Raw genomic sequence first — 14,433 nt, forward strand, 5'->3', positions numbered from 1 at the left:
TTTGATTGCTTTTTTTAGCATAGACCAGCCTTTCACTTACGCAATGTTAGTCAGAATGAGATCTTCATTTGATGTGAACTCTGGGAAGGCTCTTATCTTTATCGTCGCTAATTTGAAACGCATACCTCTGACCCAAAGTACATAGTCTCAATTATTACGTCATGAGATTCTGGCTTTGGTAGCTTTCATTTAAAAATATAAAACCGCACATCTTTGATTTTTAAGCAATGGTATGTAATCGTTCGTTATATACTGAACTAGGTGACTTCACTTACTTTCAGAAATACGATAATAAAATTGAGTACATATCGGACAATGCGAAACAAAAAAAGCAAAACCATCCTACGCTTCATGCTCTTGCTGCTATTTACCTCTACGCTGTCGAGCTGCACATTAACCCGTGTTTCCGACAGCACACATGCCAAAGAGGTCGATGAGCTGAATGTTATTGGTCTGAGCCTGGAGGCAGCAAGGCAAAGAGCAACTGAAAAAGGTTTTGTGTGCAGCGAATACGGAAACGTGAACACGGTTGTAACCGAACAGGGTGAGCATCGATGGCTACAAACTGAATGCAGCAAGAAAAGTGCAGAGCTGTTCTGCCCGCAAATGCGTTTTGTCGTTCTTAATGTCGATCCCAACACGAATAGAGTCGTTGATGTTGGCAATTATGTTAATCAACACACCTGTTTTTAAAGACAACACCTGCATCTTGTGCTAATTATCGTATCGACTAAAGGACGTTATCTTGCTCATCAGAATCATCATCGCAATGGTCGCATTTGCCGGCAACTCCGTACTTTGCCGACTCGCGTTGAAGGGGATGCATGCTGATGCTATTTCATTCAGCAGCCTCCGGTTGATAAGTGGCGCAATTGCCCTTTTTTTATTTATTGCGATAACATCTGACAGCAGAAAATTTGAGTTCAAGTGGTTAAATGCCCTGCTCCTTTGCATCTATGTTTTTTCATTCTCCATTGCCTATGTTTCTCTCAGCACCGGCGCTGGTGCCCTGCTGCTCTTTGGTACCGTTCAGCTCGTCATGACAGTATGGGGGATAGCTCAGGGAGAAAAGCTCGTAATTTTAAAAATAACAGGAATACTCGGAGCATTGGCTGGAATAGCCATATTGCTGCTTCCTGGTGCAGAACGCCCTTCCTTGTATGCTGCAATAATGATGGTTATTGCTGGGTTAGCCTGGGCGTTCTACAGTATCACAGGGAAAAAAATCACGGATGCTGCTGCTTCTACCGGGGGGAATTTCATCCTGTCAATCCCGGTCGCATTGATTATTCCTCTGTTCTTCCATTCTCATCTTCATATCGATATATATGGATTAGTTCTGGGCGTGCTTTCTGGTGCAATTACATCGGGAGGTGCATATCTGCTGTGGTATTCATTGCTCCCCTTACTCAGGTCCACAACGGCCAGTACTATTCAACTCAGCGTACCTTGTCTGGCCACTCTCGGTGGGATCATATTTTTGGGCGAAACGCTCACCGTCAGAATCCTTCTCGCAAGCGTCATTATTTTGGCTGGAATTGGCTTAGTTATTTTCTCTGATATGAGAAAAGGAGCAAAATAGACTGATTAATTATCGGCAAAGACGATACAGAACATGTTGTGCCAATCGATGATCTGGCGGCAACGCGGGATGCGTAAACTCTTCTGTTTTATTCATACCAAGTCGTATCATCAGATTCTCTGACGGTTTATTCAGCACAGAAGTAAATGAAACGACTTCATTTAGCGCCAGTACGTCAAAAGCAAATGCAAGACTCGCTTGTGCGGCTTCTAACGCCAGACCCTGGCGCCAGTATGCTTTAGCAAGCCGCCAGCCAATTTCGGTACAGGGTGAAAAATGAAATTTATCAGGTTGTGGATGCAACCCCACACAGCCCACAAACTGGTGTGTTTCTTTTAGCTCTACGGCCCAAAATCCCCAGCCGCGTTCTGCAATACCTTCACTAAATCTATCGGCCAGGTTATCGCTTTCAGCTTTCTGTAGCGGCGCGGGGAAAAAACGCATCACGTCAGAATCGGCATTGAGTGCAGCAAAAGGGGCTCGGTCTTTAGCCTCCCACTGTCGTAATATCAACCTTGATGTTTCCAGCATATTCCTGCCCTTATCATTCATTTTCATATAATCTTCTAAAATAAGTGGCTCATCGGCAAGGTCTTATACCGTCCTTTTCCGACTTTTCCTCTCATACTGGAGATTTATACATGGCCGACTGGAACCCTTCGCTTTATCTGCAATATGCAACTGAACGTTCAAGACCCGCAGCAGAATTACTCAGCCGTGTGGCGTTAGAAAATGTCCGCTCAGTTGTTGATCTTGGTTGTGGTCCGGGAAACAGTACGGCATTGCTGCATCAGCGCTGGCCCACGGCAAAGACAACAGGTGTCGATTCTTCACCTGCTATGCTGAATGAAGCACGCAACGCATTACCTGACTGCCATTTTATCGAAGCGGATATTAGCCAGTTTAAGCCCGAGCATCCCGTGGATCTGCTTTATGCAAATGCGTCGTTACAGTGGGTGCCCGATCACTATGAATTATTCCCACATTTGGTCTCACAGCTGAGTCACAACGGCGTTCTGGCCGTGCAAATGCCGGATAACTGGCTGGAGCCCACGCATGTACTGATGCGCGAAGTGGCTTATGAACAAGATTACCCCGACCGGGGGCGTGCTCCGCTTCCTGGCGTTCACGCCTACTATGATATTTTGACCGAAGCGGGTTGTGATGTAGATATCTGGCGTACAACGTATTATCACATTATGGATTCGCATCAGGCGATTATCGACTGGGTAAGCTCAACGGGACTACGCCCCTGGTTGCAGGATTTGAGCGAAAGCGAGCAGCGTCATTACCTGGCTCGCTACCATGAACTGCTTCAGGATCAATATCCGTTGCAGGAAAACGGCAATATTTTGCTGGCATTTCCGCGGTTGTTTATTGTTGCCAGACGCAATAGTTAAGCGTTTATCACCAGACAGATCACAGGACTGGGCTACCGAGTATGCGCGCCCTCGCCTTTTTATCATAAGGATCTAGTGGCTATGTCTGGCATCTGCTAGTGTCTTGCCACATGTTTCTGACGGGAGTTGTTATGTCTAAAGTCTACATTGGTGGGTGTCTGTGTGGCTCGATCCGCTTCACTGCCAGCAGTCCTAATAATTCCCATACCTGCTCATGCGATATATGCCGGAAACATACGGGGGCCCCGACCGTCGTCTGGATTGAGTTTGATGCAGAAAATGTAGAATGGACGGGAAAAGCCGGAAAACCGACAACCTGGCGCTCATCTGAAACCACCAGTCGGGCTTTTTGCCCTCAGTGCGGTAGTTCCGTGGGCGCCATCGATGACGCTCCGGTCATTGCGCTTTTAGCCGGCGCTTTTGACGATCCTAATGATGAAGATCTGGCGCCGGAGTTTCATTCGTTTTCTGATATGCGGCCAGCATGGTGGGAAACAGAACGAAACTAAGTTAGTTGGTAATGTTTATCCGGCATATGTTTTGCTGGCACATTGGTTTCATCGTTCATTTGCAGTAAATCGATTTCGATTGCATTGCAAATCGCATCCAGCGGCAGGTCATTGTTCTCAGTACCAAACGGATCTTCGAGCTCTTCCGCAAGCGCATCAAGCGAGATAAAAGTATAGGAAATCAGCACCGAAATAAACGGCGTCATGTAGTGAAGATCCACCACCAACGCGAATGGCAGCATGATACAAAACAGATAAACAGTGCGATGAAGGATCAAAGTATAAGCAAACGGAACGGGTGTATTCGCGATTCGCTCACAACCTGCCAGTACTGCCGACATATCATTTAATCTGTTGTTTAAACTATGAAATAATATATCGGACAGCTGCCTATCACGTCTGCGCACGGCCAACCACTCCCCCATCAGCAACAAAATTCGGTTTGCTGGCGATTGTGCGGCAAATACCGTCTGCAGATCTTTCTCGCTGAGATATTTCGCCAACGGCTCTGCCTGTGGGTTTCGACGTAATGTCATGCGTAAACAGTGGGCAAATGCGATTTGCAGACGAACAAACTGCCCCAGTTCGGCGTCATCCGGTAAGGTGGTTTTCACCTCGCGAAGTAGTGACCGGGAAGCAATCATCAACTGCCCCCACAGGTGTCGGGCTTCGACATAACGTGAATAGCAGGCGTTATTGCGAAAACCTAAAAAGATAGCAATCGCCACGCCCAGAATACTGAACGGTGCCAGGGTAAATTTGATACCCAACATCGTATACCAGGGCAACATGATGATAACGGCGATGGAGAGCAGGAAGTTCAGCAGCAGTCGTGAAAATATTTTAGATAATACGGAACCATGCCAGACGAATATCAGGCGCAGCCAGTGTTGTTGGGGACGAACGATCATGGTTATCTTCGGGAAAATGTGAAATCCGTCACATTAGACGCGATAGCGATCAATGTTGCAAGTTAATCGCAACATTATCCCAACAACTTTGGCCCTGCTTAAAATGAAGCCGCACCTAAGTCACAGACCGGGTTTATGATATAAACCACATAGTATGTTGTAACTAATGTATATCCAGAAAAAACCCGGCCTGAGCCGGGTTATCGGTAGTCGTCTTAGCACAGTGGCTTAACGGCTTCACGCATACCTTTTGCCAGAATGGTATCCAGATCGGCAGAGACCTGTTCCACCAGTCCAGAAACCTGCGTCAGATCTTGTTCCCAGTGTTCTTTGACACCCAGTACAGATTTGACCAACGCTTCGGTACTTATCTGGCGATCGCGATGCTGGGACCACAGCTGTTGAAAACGTTCTATCCAGTGCGCATCATCCTGAACCGGATAAGACTCACCGTTGCGCTCTCCACGATAAAAAGCAATTAACGCGGCAAGTGCAAACGTCAAACGCGCCGGCAGCTTACCGCTGGCCTGTTGCCCTGCCAGCAGTTGCGGCAATATACGGGTGCGGAACTTGGTCATGCCATTCAGGGCAATCGACAGCAGCTGATGTTTTATATACGGGTTGCAGAATCGACCGGTTACCGCGCTGGCGAAAGAAGCTAACTCATCACGTGGTAAATCCAGTACCGGAATGATCTCTTCATAGATCGCTTTCTCCACGAAAGCACAAATCTCAGCGTCATTCATCGCCTCGCCCACGGTGTCCAACCCTGCCTGCCAGGCAACAGGGACCAGCGCGGTGTGAGCACCGTTGAGAATCGCCACTTTGCGCTCTTTGTACGGTTTGATGTCATCCACGATCAGGACATTCAGCGGATACTTATCCAGACCTAGTTCGGCGGCTAATGACTTTGGCCCCTGAATGACAAACAGATAGAAATGTTCTGCGGTATCGAGGAAAGCATCATGATAGCCCAGTTCAGCTTCGAGCTTAGCTACCTCATCACGCGGATATCCGGTAACAATACGGTCCACCAGCGTGGAGCAAAATGCATTGGCCTGATCCAGCCACTGGATAAACGCTTCCGGCAGCGCCCATTCCTGAGCGTAGCGCAGAACCAGTTCACGCAGTGCATCACCGTTATAATCAATCAGTTCGCAAGGGATGATAATCCAGCCTTTATCTAATGCGCCGTTAAAATAGCTGAAGCGTTCGAACAGCAGACGCGTCAGTTTAGCCGGATAACTAACCGCAGGCGCGTCGTCAAACTTATCGCCTGCGTGGTAACTGATCCCTGCTTCCGTGGTGTTAGAGAACACAAAACGCATATCAGGATTATGCGCCAGCTTCAGGAACTCATCGTATTCGCTATAGACGCTGATTTCACGGTTAACTGAACGAATTAGACGGGCATCACTGACGGCCTCGCCCTTCTCATTCAAACCACGAATGATAGTGGTATAGAGGCCATCCTGCGTACTCAGCGATGGCGGGAAGGAACTTTCGATAGGACGAACAATGACCACACCAGCGTTCAGATCGGTATGTTCGTTCAGCAGATCTACCTGCCAGTCTACAAAGGCGCGCAGGAAGTTTCCTTCACCAAACTGAATAATGCGTTCAGGATACTGAGCACCGGGGAAATCGCGACGATTTAGTGTTTGCACAATGGGTTCCCTTTATGATTAGTCATACAACCTGATTGAATTGGTCCAATAGGTTAGCAAACTTTAATACATTGAAACCCTGTTTTGATCAATCCCCGGCGACAAATTAGAGCGTTTTATAGAAAAGTGTGGTTCCGGTCAGCGTCCCGTCGGGCATTTGGGCATAGTCAGGTATCACCCCTACCTTTTTCCACCCACAATTGTGGTAGAACAACTCCGCACCACTGCCCGTCGCCGTATCAAGCACCAGCAGCGTTTTACCTTGTTGACGCGCGCAACTTTCCAGTTCATTCATCAATTCACGGGCCAGGCCACCGCGTTGCGCTGAAGGGTGAACCAGCAGTTTGGCGACATCAGCACGATGAGGTTGATTTTCGGGTTGCTCGATAATGAGTTGGACGGTACCGACAAGAACCCCCTGCGCATTCTGAGTACCAAGAACGATCCGTTCACCGCAAGAAACACTTTGCGCGACCTTCATCCAGAAAGGCTCTGATTTTTCGCGATTAAAGGGCAGCATAAAACTGATGGAGGCGCCGTCATTGACGCACTGTTCAAGAACATCGCTGAGCTCGTCGATTCTCGACAGAATCTGTGCCGCGCTCAGCACAAAGCAGGGTTTGCCGGAAGCCATGGTTTCTCCTTAGATTGACCCCTTCATACTGCTTTTAACAATTACACAACACAAGGGGGCATATCATAGGATAATGTTATCTATGGCTTGTTCATTTGGAGCACTAACCAGTGGTAAATAACCGTGACAACGTAACGTTGCTGTTCATCGTTTAGCGCTACACCCTGAGGTATATCATGCCATTTCGCCAGACACCCTCGACAGCACGTCGCCGTAGCATGTTGAGCAATAAATACCGGGTGACCACGCATAGGAGTCTGTTTTCCATCATTTGCGGGAAACGCAGGTGCCAGTCGTTTAGCTATAAAATCCGCAGCATGTTGTTCGATAACTGGCGCCCCTTTATCCAGACAATACTGCCTTTCTTTCTGACCAAGACGAAACCGCGAGCGAAACGTTGATTTCGCCAGCCGGGCAAAAAGAGGATCGAGCGTTTTCATCAGTAAACCGAGCGCCCCAGCTGTTGTGTTAATTGCTCCAGCACGGCGATACCGGCCAGTGAGTTTCCCGCCGGATCCAGTTCCGGACTCCAGACAGCAATCGCCATCTCGTGTGGCACGATCGCCACGATGCCGCCACCCACGCCAGATTTCGCCGGAAGCCCGACCCGCCAGGCAAATTCCCCTGCGTTCTGATACATGCCGCTGGTCGCCATCAGCGCATTGATCTGCCGGGCCTGCATCGGAGTGACCACAGGCTCAGCAAGATGAAAGGCATGCCCTTGATTTGCCAAAAAGACAAAAGTCCGCGCCAGTTCCACACAGCTCATTTTCAGCGCGCAGTAGTGAAAATAGTTCTGCAAAACGGTGGGCACGTCATGGTGAAAATTGCCGAAGGATTTCATCAGCCAGGCAATAGCGGCGTTACGCGCCGAGTGCTCAAACTCCGATCGCGCGACCGTCGCATCATAGGCGATATCCGAAACGCCGCTTAATGCCCGCACCACTTCCAGCATCCGTTGACGCGGTGCGCTTAGACGCCCTTGCAGCATATCGCAAACCACCAGCGCCCCGGCATTAATAAAGGGGTTGCGAGGGATACCCTGCTCCATTTCCAGCTGCACCAGGGAGTTAAAAGGATGACCGGAAGGATCTTTGCCGACGCGCTGCCAGATCTCCTCTTCCTGATAGTGACGCATCGCCACGACCAGACTGAGCACCTTTGAAATCGACTGAATAGAAAAACGTTCTTGCGCATCTCCCGCCTGATAGTGCTGTCCATCAACGGTACAGATAGCAATACCCAGTTTTGAACCGTCGACGGATGCTAATGCCGGAATGTAATCAGCGACTTTACCCTGACCAATCAGCGGACGAACCTGCTGCACAATGGTCTCTAAAATTGAATTGTCCATGGCCCTGGCCACAACATGCTCCTTGCTCGCAGGTATGAAAGGCCTGCGAGTATAACAGAGCTGAATACGCAGCGTCAGGCCGGAAGGCGGAATCTGGCCACGGCCTGCATAAGCTGGTTAGATTCATGGTGAAGCTGTAAGGAAGAATCAGATGCAGCATTCACCAGATCACTGGTTTGTCGGGCTTCGCCGTTCAGGACATGGAGCTGACGGGTTAACTGGTGAATACTGTTCCCCTGATTTAACGTTGCAGTCGAAATGTCGTTCAGTAACGCACCGAGGTTTTCCACCAGTGCGATAACCTGCTGCAAATTCTTATCCAGTCCGTTAACCGCGTGAAAGCCCTCTTCAATGCCCTGTAACGAGTGTTTAATCAGTGTCTGAATGTTTTGCGTAGACTGACCACTTTTTCGCGCCAGCAGCCCAACTTCTTTCGCAACCACGGCAAACCCGCGCCCTTGCTCCCCGGCATGTGCTGCCTCGATTGCCGCGTTAAGAGCCAGGATATTTGTCTGAAATGCAATGTTGTCGATAAGCGTTGTAATCCCTCGCATTTCAGACGAGCGAGTCACAATCGCCTGCATTGACGCATTTACCGTCGCCATCATTCGGTCTCCACCTGCCGCAATATCACGCGCCTGCACTGCGCGTTGATTCGCCAGTTCAGCAAAGCCACTGTTATCCTCAACATGCGTTTCAAGAACCGAAATATGCGATGTCACAGTGCTCAACTCTTCACTTTGTTTTGCCGACTGCTGGTATAGCTGTTTATTGTTCTGCGCAAGTTCGTTGATATTTCCTACCATTGCGGTGGTGGCATCATTCACCTGCCGCACCAGCGCGCAGAGCCCCTGCTGCATTGCAGCAATACGCGAACTTAATTGCGTCACTTCCCGATTAAACTGACTCACCTGCGGGGCTGGCCGAGAAAGATCACCCGCCGCTAAAATATCGATATGATCGATCAGCCGTCGCAGCGGCATAATCACCCAACGGAACATACTACGCCAGACCAGAAAGGCGATAACCACCAGCACCAGAGGAATAAACAAAAATAGATTCTGTAAACGCTCAAGACTGGTCAACAGCTGCTGACGCCCAGCTTCCACATGTCGCCCACTGTCCTGCTGAAAGCGCGCGTAATTACCGTTAAAGTCTGTCTGAAAGGCCTGTACGGGTACGGCAAAAAACGCATCAATGGAACCTGACTGCATCAGCCCGTCCGCCTGCTCCAGAATACCGCTATAAAAACGCTGATAGCTCTCCGTTAGACCCGGGTCCGACTGCGGTTTCATATCCCGCCATGCATCCCATGCACTTTTTGACTGCGCCAGCGCCCGGTACGCCTCTTCCATTAACGGCCGCCAACTCCCGTCCGAACCGGTGGCGGCATCCTGCATAAAATAAATCCCCGCACGGTTAAGTAAATCGCTGGCAGATAATAACGCCACCCGCGCTTCATCGACCTTTTCCTGCTGCAAAAGCGCGAGTTGATTACGCCCTTCATTATGCTGTGCGTCGCTGACTGAGGCCGAGAGCATCAAGGAGGACACGACCTGCAAAACAGAGAACAGCGCAATAATGCAAAAAATGCCGGTTAACAGACCGAACTGACGGGGTATTAGACGATGGAAAATTTGCGTTATGTTCATATTACTCTTCTGTATCAAAGCGTTAGCCGCGAGTGTACGGAGAGTAAATGACAGAAAAATTGCAGAAATAAGACAGGTGCCCCCAGCGGAGGCACCCACACCATCAAAGGCGGTTTTTCCAGACGGTCTGCACGTTACAAAACTCATGCAGGCCAAAGTGCGAAAGTTCGCGGCCAAAGCCACTTTTCTTCACACCACCAAACGCAACGCGGGCATCGCTGGCGCTGTAGCCATTGATAAATACGCCACCACACTCCAGGCGTGACGCCATCTCCTGCGCCAGCGCTTCATCCGCAGTAAACACCGTGGCGGATAAGCCGAAATCACTGTCATTCGCCAGCGCTAAGGCATGCTCAGCATTCTTCGCCACGGTAATTGCCGCAACCGGACCAAACAGCTCCTGGCGGAACGCCGTCATCTCTGGAGTGACATCGCCCAGTACCGTCACGGCATAGTAATTGCCCTGACCAGCAATTTTTTCCCCGCCGAGAAGTAACCGTGCCCCTTCGGCAAGGGTAGCTTCTACCTGCTGGTGCAGCTCATCACGCAGATCAAATCGCGCCATCGGCCCCAGATCGTTTTCTTCGTTCAGCGGATCACCCATTTTGAGCGCGCTCGCAGCGGCCACAAAGCGTGAAGTAAACTCTGCCGCAATCCCTTCTTCGATAATAAAGCGCTTGGCTGCCGCACAAACCTGCCCGGTGTTCTGATAACGCCCAGCGACCGCCGCCTTAACGGCCAGATCGAGGTCAGCATCATTGAGGACAATAAACGGATCGGAGCCGCCCAGTTCAAGCACACATTTTTTCAGAGCGGCCCCAGCCTGAGCGCCAATCGCCGCACCGGCACGTACACTGCCTGTCACCGTTACCGCCGTAATACGCGGGTCATTGATCATCTGACTGACCCCGGCGTTATCGGCATTCACCCAACCGTAAACCCCCGCGGGTACACCAGCATCAGCGAAAACCTGCGCAATAATTGCAGCACAGCCTGTTACGTTAGGCGCATGCTTTAACAGGTAGCCATTTCCGGCCAACAGAATCGGGACGGCACCTCGCATTACCTGCCAGAGCGGGAAGTTCCACGGCATGATCGCCAGAATGGTTCCTACCGGACGATATTCAATCACTGCCTGGTTATTCTCCACCAGCGTAGGTTCCGGATTGAGCATCGCCGGTCCATGCTCGGCGTACCAGTCACACAATGCAGCCGACTTGGCGACTTCAGCACGCGCCTGCTTAATGGGTTTACCCATTTCACGTGAGATACACTGCGCCATCTCTTCCGCACGATGGCGCAGAGATTGCCCGATCTGGCGCAGCGTTTGCGCACGGTGCTCAACGGAAGTATGTTTCCATTCGCTATAGCCATTCGCGGCAAGGTTCAGCGCATGATCAATCTCTTCCGCGCTGGCCCACGGCGTCGCCGTCAGCCTTTCACCGCTGGCAGGGTCAATGGAAATCGCATGTGTTGCTGCTGTTATAGTCATAAGTGCCTCTCTTTATCGCAGGGTATGGTTGTATCATGAGCATATTTACTCTTTCTGAAAAATGAATAATATTAACCATGCCATTCACGAATAGAGAAGATTATGGATCTGACGCAGCTGGAAATGTTCAATGCCGTCGCGGAGACTGGCAGTATTACACAGGCCGCCGCGAAAGTGCATCGCGTGCCATCCAATCTCACCACCCGTATACGTCAGCTTGAAGCCGACCTGGGCGTTGATCTGTTTATTCGTGAAAACCAGCGCCTGCGGCTTTCCCCATCCGGGCACAACTTTTTGCGCTACAGCCAGCGGATCCTGGCACTGGTTGAGGAAGCCAGGATGGTCGTCGCCGGGGATGAGCCACAAGGACTCTTCTCTCTCGGCTCGCTTGAAAGTACAGCAGCAGTACGCATCCCCGCCACGCTGGCTGAATATAACCAGCGTTACCCCAAAATTCAGTTCGCGCTGGCGACAGGTCCTTCAGGCACAATGCTGGACGGCGTACTCGACGGTACATTAAACGCGGCCTTTGTCGATGGCCCAATTACCCATCCGGGACTTGAAGGAATGCCGGTCTACCGTGAAGAGATGATGATCGTGACGCCGCACGGCCATCCCCCCATTCAGCGGGCCAGCGACGTCAACGGTTGCAGTATTTACGCCTTTCGCGCCAACTGTTCCTATCGCCGCCATTTTGAAAGCTGGTTTCATGCCGATCGCGCCATGCCCGGCACCATTCATGAAATGGAGTCATATCATGGCATGCTGGCCTGCGTCATTGCCGGCGCGGGTATCGCACTGATCCCGCGATCGATGCTGGAGAGCATGCCAGGGCATCATCAGGTCAACGCCTGGCCGCTAAGCGAGAACTGGCGCTGGCTGAATACATGGCTGGTCTGGCGCAGAGGTGCAATGACACGTCAGCTGGAAGCGTTTATTGAGGTGTTGAACCCTCAGTTATCACAGAGCCCGGAGTAACTGGCAATCCTCAAAGAACATGAATACCTGTAAATCCGGGTGAAGTCATACGCCCGGAATTTCATTATTATTGAAATACTTAAAAATACGAGGAATGTTCGGCAGCATATTGTGGCCCCCTGCCAATGAAATGAGATCCACATCACAAAATGATTGTATTTTCGCCAGCAAACGTTTTAAGATCGTGGCCTTACCTTTTCGCAGCTAATCCTCTTATTTGATATGACAACAGACACTGTTTCCCGCAAGGTCGCGTGGCTACGGGTAGTTACGCTTGCCATTGCCGGTTTTATTTTCAATACCACCGAGTTTGTTCCTGTCGGCTTGCTGTCCGACATCGCACAAAGCTTCAATATGCAGACCGCTCAGGTCGGGATCATGCTGACGATCTACGCCTGGGTTGTCGCACTGATGTCGCTCCCTTTTATGTTACTTACCAGTCAGGTGGAGCGCCGAAAACTGCTGATCTGTCTGTTTGTTGTGTTTATCGCCAGCCATGTGCTCTCTTTCCTGGCATGGAATTTTACCGTGCTGGTAATTAGCCGTATTGGTATTGCTTTTGCGCACGCTATTTTCTGGTCGATTACCGCATCGCTGGCGATCCGCCTGGCCCCTGCCGGTAAACGTGCACAGGCTCTCAGCCTGATTGCCACTGGCACCGCACTGGCGATGGTGTTGGGGCTGCCAATCGGGCGTATCGTCGGTCAGTATTTTGGCTGGCGCACGACCTTCTTCGCCATCGGTATGGGGGCGTTAGTTACCTTGCTTTGCCTGATAAAGCTCCTGCCCAAACTACCCAGTGAGCACTCCGGCTCTTTAAAAAGCCTGCCGGTGTTATTCCATCGTCCGGCATTGATGAGTCTGTATCTACTGACGGTGATTGTGGTCACCGCACATTACACGGCCTACAGCTATATCGAGCCGTTTGTGCAGACCGTCGCGGGCCTGAGCGCAAACTTTGCTACCGTGCTATTGCTGGTTCTGGGTGGCGCGGGAATTGTCGGTAGCGTCATTTTCGGTAAGCTGGGGAATCTGCATGCGTCAGTGCTGATTAGCAGTGCCATCGCCCTGTTGACGGTATGCCTGGTGTTGTTACTTCCGGCTGCTGACAGCGAAATGCACCTTGCTGTCCTGAGTATTTTCTGGGGCGTCGCCATCATGCTGATAGGTCTCGGAATGCAGGTAAAAGTGCTGGCGCTTGCTCCGGATGCGACTGACGTCGCAATGGCGCTGTTCTCAGGCATCTTTAATATCGGTATTGGCGCTGGTGCGCTGGTAGGCAATCAGGTGAGTTTGCACTGGTCGATGTCTACGATTGGTTACGTCGGCGCAGTGCCTGCCGTTGCCGCGTTGATATGGTCGGTGATTATCTTTCGTAAATGGCCGGTATCGCTGGAAGAACAGCCTCAGCATTCGTAAAAAATGTGCCCGGTAAACATTAACGATTACCGGGCACAGCGTTCTAAGCGTAGGTTTTAATAATTTCCAGCACGCCGTTAATAATAAACTGCACGCCCATACACACCAGTAAGAAGCCCATCAAACGAGAAATCGCTTCGATACCACCTTTGCCGACGAGGCGCATGATCCCCCCGGAACTGCGCAAACAGCCCCACAGGATAATCCCAACAACCGCAAAAATAATCGGCGGTGCAACCATGATCACCCAGTCCGGAAATTCGGAACCATGACGCACGGTTGACGCGGAACTGATGATCATCGCAATCGTTCCCGGACCGGCAGTGCTTGGCATAGCCAGCGGTACAAAGGCGATATTGGCAGTCGGCTCGTCTTCCAGCTCTTCTGACTTGCTTCTCGCTTCCGGAGAATCATGCGCCTTCTGCTGCGGAAACAGCATCCGGAAGCCGATAAACGCAACGATTAACCCACCCGCAATACGTAGTCCGGGAATCGAAATCCCGAAGGTATTCATCACAAGTTGCCCGGCATAGTACGCCACCATCATGATGGCAAACACGTAAACGGACGCCATGAGTGACTGACGGTTACGCTCTGCGCTGTTCATATTGCCGGCAAGGCCAAGGAACAACGCTACGGTGGTTAACGGGTTTGCCAACGGTAACAGGACTACCAGCCCAAGTCCTATCGCTTTAAACAAGTCCATCATAATGTCATCTTTCCTGTGCGTTAATCGTCAACGGCAAGTATACGGTGAAATCCGCGAGATAAGCCATTTTCGCGATGTAAGGATTCATTTTTCATCCACGCGTATAAACCATAATTATCAGATCGT

15 protein-coding genes are annotated in these 14,433 nt (G+C 50.6%); 6 read left to right on the forward strand and 9 right to left on the reverse strand.

Going from position 1 to position 14,433, the window contains the following annotated elements:
- The first annotated feature begins 315 nt into the window (after window positions 1-315).
- Both OGY17_RS11850 and OGY17_RS11855 read left to right on the forward strand, forming a co-directional pair.
- The gene (locus OGY17_RS11850; protein WP_167819934.1) at window positions 316-693 is read left to right on the forward strand and encodes a hypothetical protein; all 378 of its coding nucleotides are present in this window, start codon (window positions 316-318) and stop codon (window positions 691-693) included.
- Between the two features lie 52 nt (window positions 694-745).
- Window positions 746-1,582, forward strand: a complete 837-nt coding sequence (locus OGY17_RS11855; RefSeq protein WP_079934022.1) for a DMT family transporter — start codon at window positions 746-748, stop codon at window positions 1,580-1,582.
- A 9-nt stretch (window positions 1,583-1,591) separates the two neighbouring features.
- On the opposite strand, the gene OGY17_RS11860 is transcribed toward OGY17_RS11855, so the two are convergent.
- Window positions 1,592-2,113: a GNAT family N-acetyltransferase gene (locus tag OGY17_RS11860; protein ID WP_286607464.1), complete on the reverse strand. Its 522-nt coding sequence runs from the start codon at window positions 2,111-2,113 to the stop codon at window positions 1,592-1,594.
- 110 nt (window positions 2,114-2,223) lie between these two features.
- On the opposite strand from OGY17_RS11860, the gene tam reads away from it, so the two are divergent.
- Together tam and OGY17_RS11870 are read left to right on the forward strand one after the other, a co-directional pair.
- Window positions 2,224-2,982: a trans-aconitate 2-methyltransferase gene (gene tam / locus OGY17_RS11865; RefSeq protein WP_057067518.1), complete on the forward strand. Its 759-nt coding sequence runs from the start codon at window positions 2,224-2,226 to the stop codon at window positions 2,980-2,982.
- A 131-nt stretch (window positions 2,983-3,113) separates the two neighbouring features.
- Window positions 3,114-3,491 carry a GFA family protein gene (locus OGY17_RS11870; RefSeq protein ID WP_003832953.1) on the forward strand — a complete coding sequence of 126 codons (378 nt, stop codon included), beginning with the start codon at window positions 3,114-3,116 and terminating at the stop codon, window positions 3,489-3,491.
- On the opposite strand, the gene OGY17_RS11875 is transcribed toward OGY17_RS11870, so the two are convergent.
- The 7 genes from OGY17_RS11875 to sad all read right to left on the reverse strand — a co-directional run bounded on the left by OGY17_RS11875 (window position 3,488) and on the right by sad (window position 11,201).
- Window positions 3,488-4,402: a bestrophin family protein gene (locus tag OGY17_RS11875; RefSeq protein ID WP_125363451.1), complete on the reverse strand. Its 915-nt coding sequence runs from the start codon at window positions 4,400-4,402 to the stop codon at window positions 3,488-3,490. The genes OGY17_RS11870 and OGY17_RS11875 overlap by 4 nt on opposite strands.
- A 215-nt stretch (window positions 4,403-4,617) precedes the next feature.
- The gene (locus OGY17_RS11880) at window positions 4,618-6,069 is read right to left on the reverse strand and encodes a tagaturonate reductase (RefSeq protein WP_204557923.1); all 1,452 of its coding nucleotides are present in this window, start codon (window positions 6,067-6,069) and stop codon (window positions 4,618-4,620) included.
- A 106-nt stretch (window positions 6,070-6,175) separates the two neighbouring features.
- Entirely contained in the window at window positions 6,176-6,703 is a 528-nt protein-coding gene (locus tag OGY17_RS11885; protein ID WP_286607307.1) for a GNAT family N-acetyltransferase, read from the reverse strand.
- Between the two features lie 80 nt (window positions 6,704-6,783).
- A complete protein-coding gene (locus tag OGY17_RS11890) occupies window positions 6,784-7,143 on the reverse strand; it encodes a DUF4186 domain-containing protein (RefSeq protein ID WP_008784753.1) in 360 nt (119 codons plus the stop codon).
- Window positions 7,143-8,069 carry a glutaminase B gene (gene glsB / locus OGY17_RS11895; RefSeq protein ID WP_003832944.1) on the reverse strand — a complete coding sequence of 309 codons (927 nt, stop codon included), beginning with the start codon at window positions 8,067-8,069 and terminating at the stop codon, window positions 7,143-7,145. Before glsB ends, OGY17_RS11890 begins: the two co-directional genes overlap by 1 nt.
- A gap of 62 nt (window positions 8,070-8,131) precedes the next feature.
- Window positions 8,132-9,709, reverse strand: coding sequence for a methyl-accepting chemotaxis protein (locus OGY17_RS11900; protein WP_286607309.1), 1,578 nt, complete (start codon window positions 9,707-9,709; stop codon window positions 8,132-8,134).
- A gap of 103 nt (window positions 9,710-9,812) precedes the next feature.
- Window positions 9,813-11,201, reverse strand: a complete 1,389-nt coding sequence (gene sad, locus OGY17_RS11905; protein ID WP_286607311.1) for a succinate-semialdehyde dehydrogenase — start codon at window positions 11,199-11,201, stop codon at window positions 9,813-9,815.
- A 102-nt stretch (window positions 11,202-11,303) separates the two neighbouring features.
- On the opposite strand from sad, the gene ptrR reads away from it, so the two are divergent.
- Together ptrR and OGY17_RS11915 are read left to right on the forward strand one after the other, a co-directional pair.
- Window positions 11,304-12,179, forward strand: coding sequence for a putrescine utilization regulator PtrR (gene ptrR, locus OGY17_RS11910; protein ID WP_048214206.1), 876 nt, complete (start codon window positions 11,304-11,306; stop codon window positions 12,177-12,179).
- 222 nt (window positions 12,180-12,401) lie between these two features.
- Complete coding sequence (locus tag OGY17_RS11915) at window positions 12,402-13,598, forward strand: sugar transporter (protein ID WP_032943422.1); 1,197 nt, start codon at window positions 12,402-12,404, stop codon at window positions 13,596-13,598.
- Window positions 13,599-13,641: 43 nt separating this feature from the next.
- Here OGY17_RS11915 and OGY17_RS11920 read toward each other — a convergent pair whose 3' ends face one another.
- Window positions 13,642-14,307 carry a MarC family NAAT transporter gene (locus OGY17_RS11920; protein ID WP_003832936.1) on the reverse strand — a complete coding sequence of 222 codons (666 nt, stop codon included), beginning with the start codon at window positions 14,305-14,307 and terminating at the stop codon, window positions 13,642-13,644.
- Window positions 14,308-14,433 lie beyond the last annotated feature (126 nt).

This window comes from Citrobacter sp. Cpo126 (assembly GCF_030332445.1).
Lineage (GTDB): Bacteria > Pseudomonadota > Gammaproteobacteria > Enterobacterales > Enterobacteriaceae > Citrobacter > Citrobacter portucalensis.

Excerpts from the sequence above, each read along its gene's own strand:
- OGY17_RS11860 (WP_286607464.1), bottom strand. The coding sequence starts at position 2,113 with ATGCTGGAAACATCAAGGTTGATATTACGACAGTGGGAGGCTAAAGAC.
- OGY17_RS11890 (WP_008784753.1), bottom strand. The coding sequence starts at position 7,143 with ATGAAAACGCTCGATCCTCTTTTTGCCCGGCTGGCGAAATCAACGTTT.
- OGY17_RS11875 (WP_125363451.1), bottom strand. The coding sequence starts at position 4,402 with ATGATCGTTCGTCCCCAACAACACTGGCTGCGCCTGATATTCGTCTGG.
- sad (WP_286607311.1), bottom strand. The coding sequence starts at position 11,201 with ATGACTATAACAGCAGCAACACATGCGATTTCCATTGACCCTGCCAGC.
- OGY17_RS11920 (WP_003832936.1), bottom strand. The coding sequence starts at position 14,307 with ATGATGGACTTGTTTAAAGCGATAGGACTTGGGCTGGTAGTCCTGTTA.
- OGY17_RS11915 (WP_032943422.1), top strand. The coding sequence starts at position 12,402 with ATGACAACAGACACTGTTTCCCGCAAGGTCGCGTGGCTACGGGTAGTT.
- OGY17_RS11900 (WP_286607309.1), bottom strand. The coding sequence starts at position 9,709 with ATGAACATAACGCAAATTTTCCATCGTCTAATACCCCGTCAGTTCGGT.
- OGY17_RS11870 (WP_003832953.1), top strand. The coding sequence starts at position 3,114 with ATGTCTAAAGTCTACATTGGTGGGTGTCTGTGTGGCTCGATCCGCTTC.
- tam (WP_057067518.1), top strand. The coding sequence starts at position 2,224 with ATGGCCGACTGGAACCCTTCGCTTTATCTGCAATATGCAACTGAACGT.
- OGY17_RS11885 (WP_286607307.1), bottom strand. The coding sequence starts at position 6,703 with ATGGCTTCCGGCAAACCCTGCTTTGTGCTGAGCGCGGCACAGATTCTG.
- ptrR (WP_048214206.1), top strand. The coding sequence starts at position 11,304 with ATGGATCTGACGCAGCTGGAAATGTTCAATGCCGTCGCGGAGACTGGC.
- OGY17_RS11850 (WP_167819934.1), top strand. The coding sequence starts at position 316 with ATGCGAAACAAAAAAAGCAAAACCATCCTACGCTTCATGCTCTTGCTG.